Origin of the sequence: Actinophytocola algeriensis (genome assembly GCF_014203735.1) — a bacterium.
Lineage (GTDB): Bacteria > Actinomycetota > Actinomycetes > Mycobacteriales > Pseudonocardiaceae > Actinophytocola > Actinophytocola algeriensis.
Map to the genome: position 1 here is coordinate 968,355 of NZ_JACHJQ010000003.1, position 16,932 is coordinate 985,286.

Annotated in this window: 19 protein-coding genes; 17 read left to right on the forward strand and 2 right to left on the reverse strand. The window is 71.3% G+C overall.

Annotated elements, in window-relative coordinates; genetic code table 11:
* The first annotated feature begins 75 nt into the window (after positions 1 to 75).
* The 9 genes from FHR82_RS16910 to folK all read left to right on the forward strand — a co-directional run bounded on the left by FHR82_RS16910 (position 76) and on the right by folK (position 7,989).
* Positions 76 to 444: a hypothetical protein gene (locus tag FHR82_RS16910; RefSeq protein ID WP_184811316.1), complete on the forward strand. Its 369-nt coding sequence runs from the start codon at positions 76 to 78 to the stop codon at positions 442 to 444.
* Between the two features lie 23 nt (positions 445 to 467).
* Entirely contained in the window at positions 468 to 1,022 is a 555-nt protein-coding gene (locus tag FHR82_RS16915) for a DUF3558 domain-containing protein (RefSeq protein WP_184811317.1), read from the forward strand.
* 13 nt (positions 1,023 to 1,035) lie between these two features.
* Entirely contained in the window at positions 1,036 to 2,397 is a 1,362-nt protein-coding gene (locus FHR82_RS16920; RefSeq protein ID WP_184811318.1) for a hypothetical protein, read from the forward strand.
* Between the two features lies 1 nt (position 2,398).
* Positions 2,399 to 3,133, forward strand: a complete 735-nt coding sequence (locus FHR82_RS16925; RefSeq protein WP_184811319.1) for an ESX secretion-associated protein EspG — start codon at positions 2,399 to 2,401, stop codon at positions 3,131 to 3,133.
* A gap of 184 nt (positions 3,134 to 3,317) precedes the next feature.
* Positions 3,318 to 5,639: an ATP-dependent zinc metalloprotease FtsH gene (ftsH, locus tag FHR82_RS16930; protein WP_184811320.1), complete on the forward strand. Its 2,322-nt coding sequence runs from the start codon at positions 3,318 to 3,320 to the stop codon at positions 5,637 to 5,639.
* A gap of 44 nt (positions 5,640 to 5,683) precedes the next feature.
* Positions 5,684 to 6,304 (forward strand): GTP cyclohydrolase I FolE, encoded by a 621-nt coding sequence (gene folE / locus FHR82_RS16935; RefSeq protein ID WP_184811321.1) that lies wholly within the window; start codon positions 5,684 to 5,686, stop codon positions 6,302 to 6,304.
* Positions 6,304 to 7,128: a dihydropteroate synthase gene (gene folP / locus FHR82_RS16940; protein ID WP_184811576.1), complete on the forward strand. Its 825-nt coding sequence runs from the start codon at positions 6,304 to 6,306 to the stop codon at positions 7,126 to 7,128. The genes folE and folP overlap by 1 nt, the downstream gene beginning before the upstream one ends.
* Complete coding sequence (gene folB, locus FHR82_RS16945) at positions 7,121 to 7,495, forward strand: dihydroneopterin aldolase (RefSeq protein WP_184811322.1); 375 nt, start codon at positions 7,121 to 7,123, stop codon at positions 7,493 to 7,495. Before folP ends, folB begins: the two co-directional genes overlap by 8 nt.
* Entirely contained in the window at positions 7,492 to 7,989 is a 498-nt protein-coding gene (folK, locus tag FHR82_RS16950) for a 2-amino-4-hydroxy-6-hydroxymethyldihydropteridine diphosphokinase (RefSeq protein WP_184811323.1), read from the forward strand. Before folB ends, folK begins: the two co-directional genes overlap by 4 nt.
* A 92-nt stretch (positions 7,990 to 8,081) precedes the next feature.
* On the opposite strand, the gene FHR82_RS16955 is transcribed toward folK, so the two are convergent.
* Positions 8,082 to 8,993, reverse strand: coding sequence for a MerR family transcriptional regulator (locus tag FHR82_RS16955; protein WP_184811324.1), 912 nt, complete (start codon positions 8,991 to 8,993; stop codon positions 8,082 to 8,084).
* A 51-nt stretch (positions 8,994 to 9,044) separates the two neighbouring features.
* On the opposite strand from FHR82_RS16955, the gene FHR82_RS16960 reads away from it, so the two are divergent.
* The 8 genes from FHR82_RS16960 to FHR82_RS46135 all read left to right on the forward strand — a co-directional run bounded on the left by FHR82_RS16960 (position 9,045) and on the right by FHR82_RS46135 (position 16,169).
* Positions 9,045 to 9,524 (forward strand): DUF3180 domain-containing protein, encoded by a 480-nt coding sequence (locus FHR82_RS16960; RefSeq protein WP_184811325.1) that lies wholly within the window; start codon positions 9,045 to 9,047, stop codon positions 9,522 to 9,524.
* 57 nt (positions 9,525 to 9,581) lie between these two features.
* Positions 9,582 to 11,099: a DUF6779 domain-containing protein gene (locus FHR82_RS16965; RefSeq protein WP_184811326.1), complete on the forward strand. Its 1,518-nt coding sequence runs from the start codon at positions 9,582 to 9,584 to the stop codon at positions 11,097 to 11,099.
* A gap of 374 nt (positions 11,100 to 11,473) precedes the next feature.
* Positions 11,474 to 12,628, forward strand: coding sequence for a PrsW family intramembrane metalloprotease (locus tag FHR82_RS16970; RefSeq protein ID WP_184811327.1), 1,155 nt, complete (start codon positions 11,474 to 11,476; stop codon positions 12,626 to 12,628).
* A 37-nt stretch (positions 12,629 to 12,665) separates the two neighbouring features.
* The gene (locus tag FHR82_RS16975; protein WP_184811328.1) at positions 12,666 to 13,568 is read left to right on the forward strand and encodes a Rossmann-like and DUF2520 domain-containing protein; all 903 of its coding nucleotides are present in this window, start codon (positions 12,666 to 12,668) and stop codon (positions 13,566 to 13,568) included.
* Positions 13,565 to 14,440, forward strand: a complete 876-nt coding sequence (panC, locus tag FHR82_RS16980; RefSeq protein WP_184811329.1) for a pantoate--beta-alanine ligase — start codon at positions 13,565 to 13,567, stop codon at positions 14,438 to 14,440. Before FHR82_RS16975 ends, panC begins: the two co-directional genes overlap by 4 nt.
* A 1-nt stretch (position 14,441) precedes the next feature.
* Positions 14,442 to 14,903, forward strand: coding sequence for an aspartate 1-decarboxylase (panD, locus tag FHR82_RS16985; RefSeq protein ID WP_184811330.1), 462 nt, complete (start codon positions 14,442 to 14,444; stop codon positions 14,901 to 14,903).
* A gap of 4 nt (positions 14,904 to 14,907) precedes the next feature.
* Positions 14,908 to 15,684, forward strand: a complete 777-nt coding sequence (locus FHR82_RS46130) for a type III pantothenate kinase (protein ID WP_311771117.1) — start codon at positions 14,908 to 14,910, stop codon at positions 15,682 to 15,684.
* Positions 15,681 to 16,169, forward strand: coding sequence for a GNAT family N-acetyltransferase (locus tag FHR82_RS46135; RefSeq protein WP_311771118.1), 489 nt, complete (start codon positions 15,681 to 15,683; stop codon positions 16,167 to 16,169). The genes FHR82_RS46130 and FHR82_RS46135 overlap by 4 nt, the downstream gene beginning before the upstream one ends.
* A gap of 16 nt (positions 16,170 to 16,185) precedes the next feature.
* Here the strand turns inward: FHR82_RS46135 and FHR82_RS16995 are convergent, their stop codons facing one another.
* Entirely contained in the window at positions 16,186 to 16,911 is a 726-nt protein-coding gene (locus FHR82_RS16995) for a class I SAM-dependent methyltransferase (protein WP_184811332.1), read from the reverse strand.
* Positions 16,912 to 16,932 lie beyond the last annotated feature (21 nt).

Consider the following 16,932-nt stretch of genomic DNA (forward strand, 5'->3'; position numbering starts at 1 on the left):
GCGTGCGTTAATCTCAACAGCGGTCACGCGCCGCACAAGAGGGGTGTGCGCGCCGAGTAACCAGGGGAGCGCAGGGTGTACGAGGCAATCGGAGGCGCAGTAGCCGCCTTCAGCAATGCCGCGATGAGCGGCCAGGTCTCCATCGAAGCAGAAGCCGCCGCCGACGCGCTGAAGAAGCTCGGCAAGGTCAAGGACCAGATTTCTGTGCTGGTCCGGAACGCCCGTGGCGGTGCTTCCGACGTGCAGTTGGGCGCGAACCCCATCGGGCAGGCCATGGCTGTGAAGTCCATGGGCCGCTATGACGGCGATGACTCCTTCATGGCCGCCCTCACTCTGCTCGCGGATCAGACGGCAAAGGCCGAGACCGCGTTGAAGCAGTGCATCGCGAACTACGTGGACGAGGACGAGCTGCACCAGGCCACCTACAACCGGACGCAGCAGTAGTGCTTTCTGTGTTGAGGCGAAGTGTGACGGCGGCCGTCCTCGGCGTTGCCACGCTCGGCGCCCTCGTCGCCTGTGACAGTGCGACTGAAGGACAGCCCAAACCGACGGAAACCGGTTCGCAGTCGTCGGAGACGTCCTCCGAGCCGACGACGTCCGAGTCCGAGGAGCCGGAGTACTCCCTGGCGCGGTTGTGTGAACTGCTCTCGTCCGACGAGGCCGAGGAACTCGGGGGCTCCGCCGAGGGCGAGAAGGGCAACAGCCTCAGGGACGGCCACGCGATCTGCACCTGGGAGAACGAGACGTCTCTCATGGTCGGGTTCCAGGAGGGTGTCACGACAGCGAACGTGGACACCGGACCGTCCATCACGAACACACCGACCGAGATCGACGGCCTGCCCGCCGTGCAGTCGTTGAACACCGACACCGTGGTGTCGTGTGACGTATTGGTCGACTTGCCGAGCGGGCGGCTGGTTCACGCGACAGCCGGGGTTCTGTCCGCGGGCGAGGGCAAGTACGACCCGTGCGAGGTCGCGAACCAGATGGCGAACCTGATCATTCCCAGGGTGAAGGACCAGTAAGGGGGAGCTTCGAATGGCACCGAACAACGAGCAGCAGCCGCACTACGACACCCACCGGTACGCGGGCGACCAGGCAGCGGACACGCGCCGGGTCATGAACCACATGCCGGACGAAGACCGGTCGACGACCCAGGAGATCCGGGAGTCGATCAACGCGAGCCAGTCCGCCGAGCTGGCGCCCGAGGTGCGGATGGGGGAGGACCGCGCCATCGGGGACACCCCGAACTGGGACGCGTTCGACAGCGAGCAGCTGTACAACTTCGCCACCCAGAACAACGCCCCCTCGACCGCCGACAACCTCGGCCGGGCGTTCAACGAGGGTGGCAACAGCCTGGCCGAGGCGGCCAACGCGCTCTACGAAGCAGTGCACGCCCTGGACGGTGCCTGGACGGGTGTCGCGGCTGACTCGGCGAAGACCGCGCTGTCGCCGCTCGCCCAGGCCGCGGGTGGTGCGGGCCAGACCGCCCAGATGATGGGCGTCCAGATGTCGCAGCAGTCGCTGGCCGCCACGGAAGTGCGCAAGCTGCCGCCCGCGCAGAAGCACGACAACCAGCAGTCCCTGAACGCGATGATCGCCGGTGGCCCCGCGGCCATGCAGGCGGACATCAAGGCCCAGAAGGACGCCGCGGACGCGGTCAAGCGCGAGCAGATCTCCTACCTGAACGCCTACACGAAGACCATGAGCGCGGTGGACGCGCAGACCCCGTCGTTCGTCCCGCCCAAGGAGCGGATCGGTGGTGGCGGCGTAGGCGGCGGCAGCCTCCCCGGCGGCTCGGTGGTCATCCCGGGCACCGGCAACCAGCAGGTGTACAACGGGGGCACGACCACCGGCGCCCCGACCGGGAAGTACACCGGCGTCGCCGGTCCCGGGGACGCCGCGTCCGGCCATGGCTACCTCGGCGACCCCAACCAGACCGACCAGAGCGGCTACGCCCCGCTCCCCAGCGGCCTCGGCACCGGCACCTCCGGCTACAACCCCGGCCCGACGAACCCGTCGCCCACCTTCGGCCCTGGCGGCGGTCCCGGCGGCGTGCCGTCGACCTCCGTGCCGGGCGCGGGTGCCGGTGGCTTCGGCGGTGGCTTCGGCAGCTTCGGTGGTCCGGGCGGCGCAGGTGGCGCGGGTGGCGCCGGGGCAGGCGCGGGCTCGGGCAACCCCGGCGCGACCGGCCCCAAGGGCATGACGCCCGCCGGCATGGCGCCGGGCGGCCGCGGTGGCGCGGGCGGCGGCATGGGTGGCGCTCCGCGCGGCAAGGGTGACGGCGAGGAGGACCAGGAGCACGAGCGTCCCGCGTACCTCGTCGAGGGTGACCCGGAGAGCGCCTTCGGCAACGACCAGCTGACCGCCCCGGCGGTCATCGGCGGGGACGACGAGTGACGTGCAGCAGGAACGGCTGATCAGCCCGATCGCACTGGACTTCCTCTGGGAAGCGCTCGACGCGGGCGAACCGCCCTACCCGCTGGAGGTCCAGTCGCACGGCGCGACGATGGACAGCCGGGCCATGCTGCGGCGGCGGATCCGGGAGGAGCTGGTCGCGAACCAGCTCCTCGACAACTCCGGCCGCCTCGAGCCGCGGCTGGAGGACTGGCTGCTGGCGCTCGCGAACCCGGACCTGAGCATCGACTCGGTCTTCCTGCCGGACACCGGCGCGCCCGCGGTCTCCGCGCTGGCCGCGAGCGGCCGGGGTTCCGCGGTCCTGGCGGTCCAGCAGAAGGACGGTCTGCGGCTGCGGTCCATCCCGCGTGACGGGCTGGTGTCCGCGATCGTGAGCATGCTGCCGCCCGCCAGGCGCGGCTCGGAGACCTCCATCTCGCTGCCGTCGAACGAGCTGGCGACGGCCGGGGCGCGAGCAGGTGGCCGGAGCAGCGACCAGGAGACCCGCAAGGCGCTCGCGAAGCTGACCGCCATGCCGAACCAGCGCGGCGGGCAGATCGCGGCGAACAGCCGCACCGACATGCGGGGCCGCCGCCGCAGCCAGGTGCTGTCCTGGTTCGACAACGAGTCGGGCCGCTACCTGACCCAGACGAAGAACGACTGGGTGACCATCGCACCGGCCGACGCGGCGACCCTGCGGCACCGCATCGGGGAGATGGTCGCGTCCGTCACGTCCTGACCAGCGCTTTCATCTCGGGAACCGATTCGACCCCTCCGCCGTTGGACCTAGGTGGGCACCGCTCGCGTACTTCGCGCAGTGGGTGCCCAGCCATGGGCGGTACCCTGGGTGGACCGGAGTGCCTCGTCCGGCCAGGTATCACGTGCTGTCAGGGAGGGTCGGGCCGCTCCGCGGCCGTAAGTTGATGGACCGCAAGCGCCTGCTTCGCAACCCACTGGTGTGGATCCTGGTGGTGTTGCTGCTCTACTTCTTGATCAGCATGCTGTTCGACGACACCCGCGGTTATACCGAGGTGCCAACGTCGAAAGCCACGTCGCAGATCACCGGCGGCAACGTCGAGAAGGCGGAGCTCGAGGACAAGGAACAGCGACTCAAGCTGACCCTGCGTGACCCGATCGACCAGGACGGTCAGAAGGTCACCCAGATCATCACGCAGTTCCCCGCCGCCGCCACGGGCGACATCTACCGGCAACTAGAGGACCAGGTCGACAACAAGACCGAGTTCAACACGACGGTCACGCAGGAGAACTTCCTCACCCAGATCCTGATCTTCCTGATCCCGCTCGGCCTGTTGCTCATCCTCCTGATGTGGATGATGAACAACGTCCAGGGCGGCGGGAACCGGGTGATGAACTTCGGCAAGTCGCGCGCCAAGCAACTGCCGAAGGACATGCCGAAGACGACGTTCTCGGACGTCGCGGGCGCCGACGAGGCCGTCGAAGAGCTGTACGAGATCAAGGACTTCCTGCAGAACCCCGGCCGCTACCAGGCCCTGGGCGCGAAGATCCCGAAGGGCGTGCTGCTGTACGGCCCGCCGGGAACGGGCAAGACGCTGCTGGCCCGCGCGGTCGCCGGTGAAGCGGCCGTGCCGTTCTACTCGATCTCCGGCTCGGACTTCGTCGAGATGTTCGTCGGTGTCGGTGCGAGTCGGGTGCGCGACCTGTTCGAGCAGGCCAAGCAGAACGCGCCCTGCATCATCTTCGTCGACGAGATCGACGCGGTCGGCCGCCAGCGCGGCGCCGGCCTCGGCGGTGGGCACGACGAGCGCGAACAGACCCTGAACCAGCTGCTCGTCGAGATGGACGGCTTCGACGCGCGCGGCGGCATCATTCTCATTGCCGCCACGAACCGGCCCGACATCCTCGACCCGGCGCTGCTGCGCCCTGGCCGGTTCGACCGGCAGATCCCGGTGTCCGCGCCGGACCTGACCGGCCGCAAGAAGATCCTGCAGGTGCACTCGAAGGGCAAGCCGTTCGACCCGGACGCCGACCTCGACGGGCTCGCGAAGCGCACCGTCGGCATGTCCGGCGCCGACCTCGCGAACGTCATCAACGAGGCCGCGCTGCTCACCGCCCGCACCAACGGCACGATGATCAACAGTGTCGCGCTGGAGGAGTCGGTCGACCGCGTGATCGGCGGCCCGGCACGCAAGAGCCGGATCATCTCCGAGAAGGAGAAGAAGATCACGGCCTACCACGAGGGCGGGCACGCGCTCGCCGCGTGGGCGATGCCGGACCTGGAGCCGGTGTACAAGCTGACGATCCTGCCGCGTGGCAGGACGGGTGGGCACGCGCTCGTCGTCCCCGAGGACGACAAGCAGCTCATGACCCGCTCCGAGATGATCGCGCGCCTGGTGTTCGCGCTCGGCGGCCGTTCGGCCGAGGAGCTGGTGTTCCACGAGCCGACGACCGGCGCGTCGTCGGACATCGAGCAGGCCACCAAGATCGCCAAGGCGATGGTCACCGAGTACGGCATGTCCGCCAGGCTCGGCGCGGTCAAGTACGGCAAGGACGAGGGCGACCCGTTCCTCGGCCGGTCGATGGGCCACGCGCCGGACTACTCGCTCGAGGTCGCGCACGAGATCGACGAGGAGGTGCGCAAGCTCATCGAGGCCGCGCACACCGAGGCGTGGGACGTGCTCAACACCTACCGCGACATCCTCGACAGCCTCGTGATCGAGCTGCTGGAGAAGGAGACGCTGCAGCGCAAGGACCTGGAGCGGATCTTCGCCGGCGTCGAGAAGCGGCCGAGGATCACGGCGTTCAACGAGTTCGGTGGTCGTACGCCGTCGGACAAGCCGCCGATCAAGACCCCCGGTGAGCTGGCGAAGGAGCGTGGCGAGCCGTGGCCGCCGGTCCAGGAGGAGGCTCCGACGCCGGTGCGTACCGCACCCGGTGGCGGTGAGCTTCCTGGTGGTCCGCCTCGGCCGAACCCGGAGCCCCCGGGCAGCAACGGCGCGGGCCCGAACGGCCTGCCGCCGCGGCCGGGTGGCTACGGCCAGCCGTACCCGCCTTCCGGTGGCTACCCGCCGGCCGGTGGTCCCGGTGGCCACTCGGGTCCGCCGAACTACGGCGCGCCCCCCGGGTGGACCCCGGCGACGCAGCCTCCCGGCAACAACCAGCCGTGGCGTCCTTCGTGGGATCAGCCACAGCCCGGCCCGTCCGACCAGGAACGACAGGACGGTTCGGACCGCCGTGACGGTCCCGAATGGGATAGTGGTCGCTGACGAGGGTCCTACGAGGACCTGAACGGCGACCGGAGGCGAAGGCTGTGACGGCTAACGGGTCCCGGAGGGGCCCGCTGTACACCGGCGGGTCTGTCTTCGACCAGGAGCGCGCCGAGAAGGCGGTCCGGGAACTGCTGCTCGCATGTGGCGAGAACCCGGACCGCGACGGCCTCCAGGACACCCCCGCGCGGGTGGCCAGGGCGTACCTGGAGATGTTCGCCGGTCTGTACACGGATCCGGACGAAGTGCTCAGCAAGACGTTCGACGAGTGCCACGACGAGCTGGTGCTGGTCACGGACATCCCCATGTACTCGACCTGTGAGCACCACCTGGTGCCGTTCCACGGCGTCGCGCACGTCGGCTACATCCCGAACGAACAGGGCAAGGTCACCGGCCTGTCGAAGCTCGCGCGGCTCGTCGACCTGTACGCGAAGCGCCCGCAGGTGCAGGAGCGCCTCACCACGCAGGTCGCGGACGCGATCGAGGACAAGCTCGACCCGCGCGGCGTGATCGTGGTCGTCGAGGCCGAGCACCTGTGCATGGCGATGCGCGGCATCCGCAAACCGGGCGCCCGCACCACGACGTCCGCGGTGCGCGGCCTGTTCCGCAGCTCGTCGACGTCCCGCGCCGAGGCGCTTGCGCTGATCAACGGACGCAGCCGGTGATCCCTACGCTGCCCAGCCCCGGCCGCTGTGCCGTGGTGGGCGTACTGAACGTCACCCCGGACTCGTTCTCCGACGGCGGCCGCTACCTCCACCTGGACGACGCCCTGGTCCACGGTGTCGAGATGTGGACCGACGGCGCCGACCTGGTGGACGTCGGCGGCGAGTCGACAAGGCCGGGCGCGGACCGCGTCGCCCCCGACGTCGAGATCGCCCGCATCCTCCCGGTGATCCGCGGCCTGTCCGCCGCGGGCGTGGCGGTGTCGGTGGACACGACCCGGGCCCGCGTGGCCGCGGCGGCGGTGGCGGCGGGCGCGACGATCGTGAACGACGTGTCCGGTGGCCTGGCCGACCCGGACATGGCCCACGTGGTCGCCGAAGCCGGTGTGCCGTGGATCCTGATGCACTGGCGCGGCTACTCGAGAAACATGGACTCCCTGGCCACGTACGACGACGTGGTGAAGGACGTCCGGGACGAACTGTCGGCACGGGTCGACGCCGCACTGAAGGCGGGGGTGCCGGAGACGGCGCTGGTGCTGGACCCCGGCCTGGGCTTCGCCAAGAAGGGCGATCACAACTGGGCACTGCTACGCCGCCTGGACGCCCTGCTGGACCTGGGTTTCCCGGTCCTGGTGGGCGCGTCCCGCAAACGTTTCCTCGGCACACTGCTGGCGGACAAGGAAGGCGCCCCGCGCCCACCCGACGGCCGCGAGGACGCGACGGCGGCGATCTCAGCGCTGGTCGCGAGAGCAGGTGCGTGGGGCGTGCGGGTGCACGACGTACGCCGGTCCCTCGACGCGGTGAAGGTGGTGGAGGCACTTGGCTGACCGCATCACGCTGACGGGCCTGCGGGTACGGGGCTACCACGGCGTCTTCGACTACGAGAAACGCGACGGCCAGGACTTCGTGGTCGACGTGACCGTGTGGCTGGAGCTGGCGGAGGCCGCGGCGACCGACGACCTGAAGCACACCCTGGACTACGGCGCACTGGCCACGAGAGTGGCGGAGATCGTGGGCGGCCCGTCCCGGGACCTGATCGAAACGGTGGCGACGGAAACCGCGGAAGACATCATGAACTGGGACCCCCGCCTCCACGCGGCGGAGGTCACCATCCACAAACCGGATGCCCCGATCCCGCTGACCTTCGCCGACGTCGCGGTGACGGTCCGCCGCTCGCGAAAGCGCATGGGATGACGCGGGCGGTCCTGTCGCTGGGCTCGAACATGGGCGACCGCCTGGCTTTCCTGCGCCTGGCGGTGCAGGGCTTCGCGGACGTGCTGGAAAAGGCGTCCCCGGTGTACGAGACGGCGCCGTGGGGTGTGACGGACCAGCCGGACTTCCTGAACGCGGTGCTGGTCGTGTCGTCGCCGGAGCTCGACGAGTGGGGTTGGCTGCGGCGCGGCCAGGCGCTGGAGAAGGCGGCGGGTCGCGTCCGCGAGCAACGCTGGGGCCCGAGGACACTGGACGTGGACGTGGTGACGGTGGCCGGGGTGACCAGCGAGCACCCCGACCTCCTGTTGCCCCACCCGGGCACGCCCAGCCGGGCGACGGTGCTGATCCCGTGGCTGGCGGTGGACGCGGAGGCGGAACTCCCGGGCCACGGCCGGGTGGCGGACCTGCTGGCCGCCCTCCCGCCCGCGGACCGGGAAGCGGTCCACGAACGCGAGGACCTGCACCTGATCCCGTGAGCCGTCCGCACCGGACGTCCTACCTGCCCGGTCGCGTCGGGAGTCCGGGCGCAACCGTCCTGTGTGGCCCGCGATCACGGCTCGCGCGTCGGTCAGCTCCTCAGCGCCGCCACCAGCCACTCCGCGTTCGGCACCTGCTCCGGCCACTGGGGCCAGCCGTTGATCGTCGCCATCAGTTGCCAGTAGCGCTCGGCGCGGCCGTCCGTGCTCAGCGCCATCCGCTCGGCCACCTCCTCCCGCGACGCACCGAACGCCGCGACGATCTCCGCCGCCAGCTCCTGACCCGTCGCCGAGCCCGGTTCCTCGCCCGCCTCGCGTGCCACCGCGGCCCGTGCGGTCCAGCCCTTCCACTGTTCCTGTGTCTCCGGCGATGGCATGTCCATCGACTCGCCCGCCTCGCGTGCTTCCGCGTGGCCCTCGCTCATCGCGCGGATCCGGGCGCGGAAGTCCTTGTCCTGCACCAGTTCCGCCAGCTCGATCCACGCCTCCAGCTGCTCGGGGGTGGGGTCGTCCGGCAGCACCGGCTTCGCGGAGCGCATGCCCGCGTCGAAGTCGGGGTTGATGTCCAGCCCCGCGTTCACCTCGTTCCAGAAGTCGTCGATCAGCGCCGCCCGCTCCGCGTCGGTCATCGTCGCCAGGTTCTTCATCAGTCGCACCTCGTCCAGCTCGGCTTCGGTTCTCGCGATCGCGCGCAGCACGGCCCGCCGCAGCCGCAGCACCCGGATCTGCTCGTCGAGCAGCGCCACGTGCCTGCGGGCCAGATCGGCCACGGACGACTTGCCCGCCAGCGCCGCCGACGCGTCCGGCAGACCCAGCCCCAGCTCGCGCAGCGTGCGCAGCAGCTCGAGCCTGGCCAGCGACTCACCGTCGTACAGCCGGTAGCCGGCGTGCGTGCGGTCCGCGGGCGGCAGCAGCCCTTCGTCCGAGTAGAAGCGGATCGTGCGCGTGGTCAGGCCGGTACGCCTGGCCAGCTCGCCGATCGTCAAGAACCCCATGCGAGACATGCTGAACCTTCCAGTAACTGGAGAGTCAATCCTCGCCGGTACCGTGGCGTCATGCACTTCACCCGGGCCCGCGATCTCGTCACAGCCGGGCTCGTCGCCGCCGCGGTGGTCTACCTGCTGGTGCGTGTCCTCTATGGACAGCTGCCGCCGCTGCCGACGTTCGCCGGTGTGACGCTGCTCGTGCTCGCCATCGTGGAGACCGTGCTCGCGTTCTCCCTCCGCTCCCGCATCCGCAACCCTCGGCAGGGGCGGCCGGTGCACGCGCTCACCGCGGCGCGGGCCGTCGCGCTGGCGAAGGCCTCGTCACTGCTCGGCGCGATCATGGCCGGGGCGTGGCTCGGTGTGCTCGGTTACGTGTTGCCGAGGCGTGCGGAGATCACGGCCGCGGCCGACGATCTGCCCAGCGCGGTGGTCGGTGTGATCTGTTCCGCACTCCTGACCGCCGCCGCTTTGTGGCTCGAATGGTGCTGCCGCACACCGCGTGACCAGGACAATCAGCCGCCTGAACGGCATTCCGGGTCGGCCGGCTGACATCCTTTGCGAATCGTAATGGTCTCGTCCTTATAACGGACCGGTACGGTGTGTGCCATGAACGCCCGCCGAGACTCCTCCGATGAGCCTGAGGCCGGCTCGTCCGGCGGGCGTGTGCTACTCGCGGGCGCCGTGCTCTTCGCGCTCGCGGCCACCGGCCTGCTGGTGCTGACCGACGAGGAGAAATGGCTCCGCCTCGGCATTGTCGCCGCGCTGTGGGCCGCGCTCGGCGGTGCGTTCGTCGCCGCGAGGTACCGCAAGCAGGTGGCCGACCAGCGCGAGGCCGCGGCAGAGCGGCAGAAGATCTACGAGCTCGAGCTCGAGCGTGAGGTCGCGGCCCGCCGCGAGTACGAGCTGGAGGTCGCCGCCGAGGCGAAGCGCCAGGCGGAGGAGGAGGCCCGCGACGACATCGCGGTGCTGCGCGACGAGCTGCAGAAGATGCGGCAGACGCTGGAAAGCCTGCTGGGCGGTGAGTTCCTGGTCGAGCGGTACGCGCTGCGCGCCGAGTCGACCCGCATGCGCTCCCTCGGTGACGACCGCGCGATCGCGGTGCCCGGCGACATCAAGCGCCTGACCGCGGCCCGGTCCGAGCAGCCCGACATCGTCGTCCCGCCGGTCGTGCGCGAGGCCGAGACCGAGATGATCGAGCGGATCCGCGAGGTGCACCAGAAGCCGCGCCGCGAGCCCCACCGCGAGCAGCCGCCGCACCGCCCGGAACCGAAGGTCGCCGAGTCCCGCCCATCGTCGGGGGCCCGCCGCCCCGAGCGCCCGGCCCGGCCCGATCGGCCGACGCCGGAACCGGTGCAGCCCGCGAAGCGCGCCGAGCCCGTGAAACCGGCGAAGCGCGCCGAGCCCGCGCCGCCCGCGAAGCGACCCGAGCCGGCGCAGCCCGCGGCCGCGGCACGGCAACAGGAGCAGCCGACGCGGTACGTGGAGCACCCGGCCGAGGTGTCCGACCGCTGGTTCATCCCGGAAGGCCTCGCCGATTCCGGCGCCATGCCGACCGCGGCGCCCTCGGCGCGCCGCCAGGAACAGCAGCGCCGTGCCGAGCAGCCGCGCAGGCCCGAGCCGAAGCGTCCGGCCGACCCACCGCCGCGCCGGGCCACTCCCGGCTGGGACGACGGTGAGCCGGAGTGGGGCCCGTCGTGGGAGACGCGCCGTGAGGAGTCACCGAACGGCGCGCCGTTCGGCATGACGGCCGAGCAGACCAGTTGGCTCGCGCAGTACAACCAGCCGCAGTCGCCGGGCGAGCCGACGTACTCGAGCCGCGCGTACGTCCCGCCGGTGCGGCCGGAGCCGTCGGAGAGCACGCCGGAGCAGGTGCTGACCGACCGGCCGAGCAGGCGCAGTGCCGAGTACCGGTCGGAGGAGCCGCCGGCGGGTCGGCGGCACCGGGCCGAGGAGTCGGGCGGTGGGCGCAGGCGCCGGGCCGAGGGGCAGCCGTCGTGGCAGGAGACCGTGGGCCAGCAGGAGGAACCGACCGGTTCGCACGCCGCGGGCCGCTCGGTGAGCGAGCTGCTCGCCAACCACGGCCTCGACTCGAGCCCCCGCCGCAGACGCCGCCGCGAGGACTGACCACTGGCCGACCGCTCCCACCCGCCGACGCCCGTGGCGCCTGCGCGTGCCGCGCGGGTTCGCCGAGCACCCGGCGCCAGCGGAGAGCGAGCGCGCCTCCTCGCGAGGCAGGTCCCCAACCGATGACGGAACAACGGAACGTGCCGCCGGAAACGCCCCTGGCCCGGGCGAACCCGAAGCGCGAGCACCCCACGCTGACCAGCGAAAACTCCTCGCGCGCGCCCGGTACCCAACCCCCACCCGTTCCCGGGGGCGTCCCGCCTTGCCAGCTTACCGGTAGGTACCGACGGGGAGGGTGATGTTGATCTTGCCTGTGGATAACCGGGTGGGCTGTGGACAACCTGCACGAAGTGGTCAGGCTTTAGGGTGACCCCGTGCACCCTGCCCGGCCGCCGCATCGGCACACACCGCGTCGGCGAACCGTCCTTCTGCCGGTCACCGGGCTGGTCGTGCTCGCCGCCTGCGGGCTCACGCTCCTCGCGCTATCCACGGCCCGCGTCGGCCTCGTCGCGGAACTGGTCGGGATCGTCGCCGCGCTCGTGCCCGTCGGGTCGATCGTGGCCGCCCTGCTCTGGATCGACCGCTGGGAGCCCGAACCCGCGCGCATGCTCTGGCTCGCGTTCGGGTGGGGCGCCAGCGTCGCCGCGATCACGGCACTGCTCGTCAACAACACCGCCGCCGCGGTCGGGGACGCGCTTCTCGGGCACGGCAGCGGCGACAAGGTCAGCGCCATCGTCTCCGCGCCGCTCTTCGAGGAAGGCCTCAAAGGCGTCTTCGTCCTCGGGATCATGTACTTCCTGCGCGACGAGTTCGACGGGGTCATCGACGGCGTCGTCTACGCGGGCTTCGTCGCCGCCGGGTTCGCCTTCACCGAGAACATCTACTACTTCGGCCGCGCCTTCGCCGACCACGGGTTCGGCGACCCCGGCACCGGCGGCGTCGTCACCGCGTTCATCCTGCGCGGGGTCCTGTCGCCGTTCACCCACCCGCTCTTCACCGCCATGATCGGGATCGGCATCGGCATCGCCGTGCGCACCTCGAGCCGCTGGCTGCGCGTCGTGGCGCCGCTGGCCGGTTACCTCGTCGCGGTCCTGCTGCACGCGCTCTGGAACGCCGCCGCCACGCTCGGCACCCCGCAGACCTTCCTCAACGTGTACTTCCTCGTCATGGTGCCGATCTTCATCTCGGGCGTCTTCCTCGTCAGCTGGCACCGCCGCCGCGAGCAGCGGATCGTCGCCAGGGCGCTGCCCGCGATGGTGGACCGCGGCTGGGTCGACCCGGCCAACGTGAAGCGGCTCGTCACGCTCACCGCCCGCCGCAACTGGCGGGTCCGGGCCGGGCGCAAGCAGGGCAGAACCGCCTCCCGCGCGGTCGGCGCCTACCAGGCCGCGGTCACCGAGCTGGCGTTCCTGTGGCACGCCGTCCACCTCGGGCTCGCGGGCCACGACGCCCCAGAGCGTGAGGCGCGCCTCGTCACGGTGCTGCACGCCGCCAAGGCCGACCTGCCCGCCAGAACCCCGTCGCGGTGAAGTTACGCTTCCGTCGGGAGATGTTCAGGGAGGCGGTATGAACCGGCCCGCGCGCCTTGCCGTCGGGGTGGTCTCCACCGGACGCGTCGGGGCGGTGCTCGGTGCGGCCCTCGCACGCGCCGGTCACTCGGTCGTCGCCGCCTCCGGGGTCTCCCGCGAATCCGTCCAGCGCGCAGAGGACCTGCTGCCCGGCGTCCCGCTGCTCGCCCCCGACGACGTCGTCCGCGCCGCTGACCTGGTGCTCCTCGCCCTGCCCGACGACGCGCTGCCCGGCATGGTCCGCGGGCTCGCCGCCGCCGACGCGCTGCGGCCGGGCCAGATCGTCGTCCACACCTGCGGCGCGCACGGCGTCGACGTCCTCGCCCCCGCGCAGGAACACGGCGCACTGCCGCTCGCGTTGCACCCGGTGATGACGTTCACCGGCCGCGCCGAGGACCTCGAACGCCTCGCGACCTGCTGTTTCGGAGTCACCGCCGTCGACTCCGACGAGGCGGCGTGGAGCGTCGGCGAGGCACTCGTGATGGAGATGGGCGCCGAGCCGGTCCGCATCTCCGACTCGGACCGCCCGCTGTACCACACCGCACTGGCCCACGGCGCGAACCACCTGGTCACGCTGGTCGCGGAGGCCGCCGACCTGCTGCGCGGCACCGGCGTCGACAACCCAGACCGGATGCTCGGCCCGCTGCTGTCCGCCGCGCTCGACAACGCGCTGCGCCACGGCGACCGCGCGCTCACCGGTCCCGTCGCCCGCGGTGACGCGGGCACCGTCCGAGCCCACCTGCGGGTCCTGGCCGAGAACGCCCCCGACATGCTGCCCGCGTACCGCGCGCTCGCCGAGCGGACCGCGGAACGCGCAGAGCAGAGCGGGCTCCTGCGCCCGGACCTGGCCCCCGACGTCTTCGCCGCGCTCCGGCCCGGCACTGGAGAGGATCGCCGATGACGCCGAGGTTCACCCCCGGCCAGCTCCACGTCCACAGTGGACTCGACGACATGGTGGCGACCGCGCGCGCGTTGCGTGCCGTCGGCCGCAAGATCGCGCTGGTGCCGACCATGGGCGCGCTGCACGACGGGCACCGGCAGCTCATGCGCACCGCGCGCAGGCTGCCGGGCACCGTGCTCGCCGCGTCGATCTTCGTCAACCCGCTGCAGTTCGGGCCCGACGAGGACTACGACCGCTACCCCCGCCCACTCGAGGCCGACCTGAAGATCTGCGGGGAAGAACGCGTCGAGCTGGCGTTCACGCCGTCCCGCGAGCAGATGTACCCGGGCGGCCCGGAGATCATGGTCGACCCCGGTCCGCTCGGCGGTGAGCTGGAGGGCGCGTCCCGGCCAGGTCACTTCGCCGGTGTGCTGACTGTGGTGACCAAGCTGTTCACGATCATCCAGCCGCACTACGCGGTGTTCGGGGAGAAGGACTACCAGCAGCTGACGCTCGTCAGGAAGCTGGTCCGCGACCTCAACCTCGACGTGAAGGTCATCGGCGTGCCGATCGTGCGGGACCCCGACGGGCTCGCCCGCTCCTCCCGCAACGCCTACCTGTCCGACGAGCAGCGCACGGCCGCGATCACGCTGTCGGCCGCGCTCGTCGCGGGTGCCCGGGTCAGCGCGGGCGGCGCGGCGGTCGTGCTGGAGTCCGCGCGCGCGGTGCTCGACAAGGAGCCGTCCGTGGCGGTCGACTACCTGGAGCTGCGTGGCGCCGACCTCGGTCCGGCGCCGGAGCACGGGGAGGCCCGGCTGCTGGTGGCGGCGCGGGTCGGCTCGACGCGGCTCATCGACAACAGCCAGGTGTTCCTTGGTCAGGGGGAGGACTGACATGTTCCGCACGATGCTGAAGTCCAAGATTCACCGGGCGACCGTGACGCAGGCCGACCTGCACTACGTGGGCTCGGTGACCGTCGACCAGGACCTCATGGAAGCCGCCGACCTGCTGGCCGGCGAGCAGGTGACGATCGTCGACGTCACCAACGGCGCCCGCCTCGAGACGTACGTGATCACCGGCGAGCGGGGCAGCGGTGTCATCGGCATCAACGGCGCGGCCGCGCACCTCGTGCACCCCGGCGACGTCGTGATCCTGATCGCCTACGGCCTGATGGACAACGCGGAGGCCGCCGCCCACCGCCCGCGCGTGGTGTTCGTCGACGAGACCAACGCGATCGTCGACAAGGGATCGGTGCCAGGGCACGTGCCGGACGGGCACGGCCTGGTCAGCGGTGCCGTGCCGGCGGAGACGGCCGAGGCGGCGATGCTCGACGCGCTGCTCCAGTCGGAGAGCTGACCCGGTGCTGCTCGCGATCGACGTCGGCAACACCAACATCGCGCTGGGCCTGTACGCGGGCACGGAACTGGTCCGCGACTGGCGGATGCGCACCGACCCGCAGATGACCGCCGACGAGCTGGCGTTGATCATGCACGGCCTGCTCGGCGAGCACGCGTCAGGGGTCACCGGCGTCTCGGCGCTGTCGACCGTGCCCGCCGTGCTGCGTGAGCTGCGGGTCATGCTCGGCCGCTACTACCGCGCGGTGCCGCGCGTGATCGTCGAACCGGGCGTGAAGACCGGCGTGCCGCTGCTCGTCGACAACCCGAAGGAGGTCGGCGCCGACCGCGTGATCAACACCCTCGCCGCCCACCACCTGCACGAGACGACGTGCGTGGTCGTCGACTTCGGCACGTCCACCAACATCGACGTGATCTCCGCGCGCGGCGAGTTCCTCGGCGGCGTGTTCGCGCCCGGCATCGAGATCTCCGTGGACGCGCTCGCGTCCAGGGCCGCCGCGCTGCGCAAGGTGGAGCTGGTCCGCCCGAAGTCGGTGATCGGCAAGAACACCGTGGAATGCCTGCAGTCCGGCATCATGTACGGCTTCACCGCCCAGGTCGACGGCCTGGTGCGCCGCATCGTCGACGAGCTCCACCGCACCGCCCACCCCGGCGAGGTCACGGTCATGGCGACCGGTGGCCTCGCTCCGCTGGTGGTCGACGAGTCCGAGACGATCACCGACCACCGCCCCGACCTGACGCTGCTCGGGCTGCGCCTGGTCTTCGAACGGAACACGAGGTGACCGTGGACATCCGTCCGGCCGGCGACGCCGACGACGCAGTGCTGCTGGAGATCGACTTCGCGACGTGGACGCAGGCCGTGTCCCCGGCACCGGCGCCGACCAGGGAGGACCGCACGTCGTTCTTCGACGACCGCACCGACCGCGAGAACTACCTGGTCGCCGAGGCCGACGGCCGGGTCCTGGGGTACGTGCTGGTGCACCAGAACATCCCGCTGCCGTCACACCAGCACGTGCTCGGCATCAACGGGCTGGCGGTCGACCCGTCCGCGCAGGGCCGAGGGGTCGGCCGGGCGCTGGTCGAGGCGGCGGTGGCGGAGGCGGCCCGGCGTGGCGCGTCGAAGGTGGCGCTGCGGGTGCTGGGCGAGAACCCGGGCGCGCGGCGGCTGTACGAGCGCTGCGGGTTCGTCGTCGAGGGCGTGCTGCGCGGCGAGTTCGTGATGGACGGGAAGCTCGTCGACGACGTGCTCATGGCGCGATACCTCTGACCCCGGCGGCCGAGCCTCAGACCCGCCTCGCGCGTACCACCTTCGTCACCAGCGGTGCGTCGAACTCACCACTCGCCGTCTCGGGCCGCGATGACAGGTACGCCCGGATCCGCCCCAGCACCGCGTCCCGCTCGGCAACCGGGATCACGATCATCCGCGAGTGCGTGCTCAGCGTCTCCGCCAGCGAGTCGCTCGTCCGCCGCTGCACGTGCGGGAACATCGCCACCTCGGGCTCGCTGAACAACGCGTGCGTCGGCATCGAGGTCCGCTCCGGCGCGGAGATCCCCGCCGTCGTCCCCGCCAACGCCATCAGCCCGGCCATCCACTCGACGCTCGTGTCCTCCGCGTTCCACAGCAGCCCGACCGCTCCGCCCGGCCGCAGCACCCGCCCGATCTCGTCCAGCGCCGCGGCCTGGTCGAACCAGTGGAACGCCTGCCCGACGAGCACCGCGTCGACGGAACCCGAGGCCAGCGGGATCTCCTCCGCCGCGCCAGGAAGCGCCGCCACCTGCGGAAACCGGCGCGACAGCTCGGCGCGCATCGCGTCGTCCGGCTCCACCGCGGTCACGGACAGGCCCAACGCCAATAGCCCTGACGTGAGCTTCCCGGTACCCGCCGCGAGGTCCAGCACCGGACCGGTCACGCCGCCGAGTGCCCAGCGGATGCCGTCCGCCGGGTAGTCCGGCCGGTGCTCGGCGTAGTCGCCCGCGAGTGATCCGAAGGAACGCGCCCGGTCCGCCATGGCACCCAAACTAACCGGTTA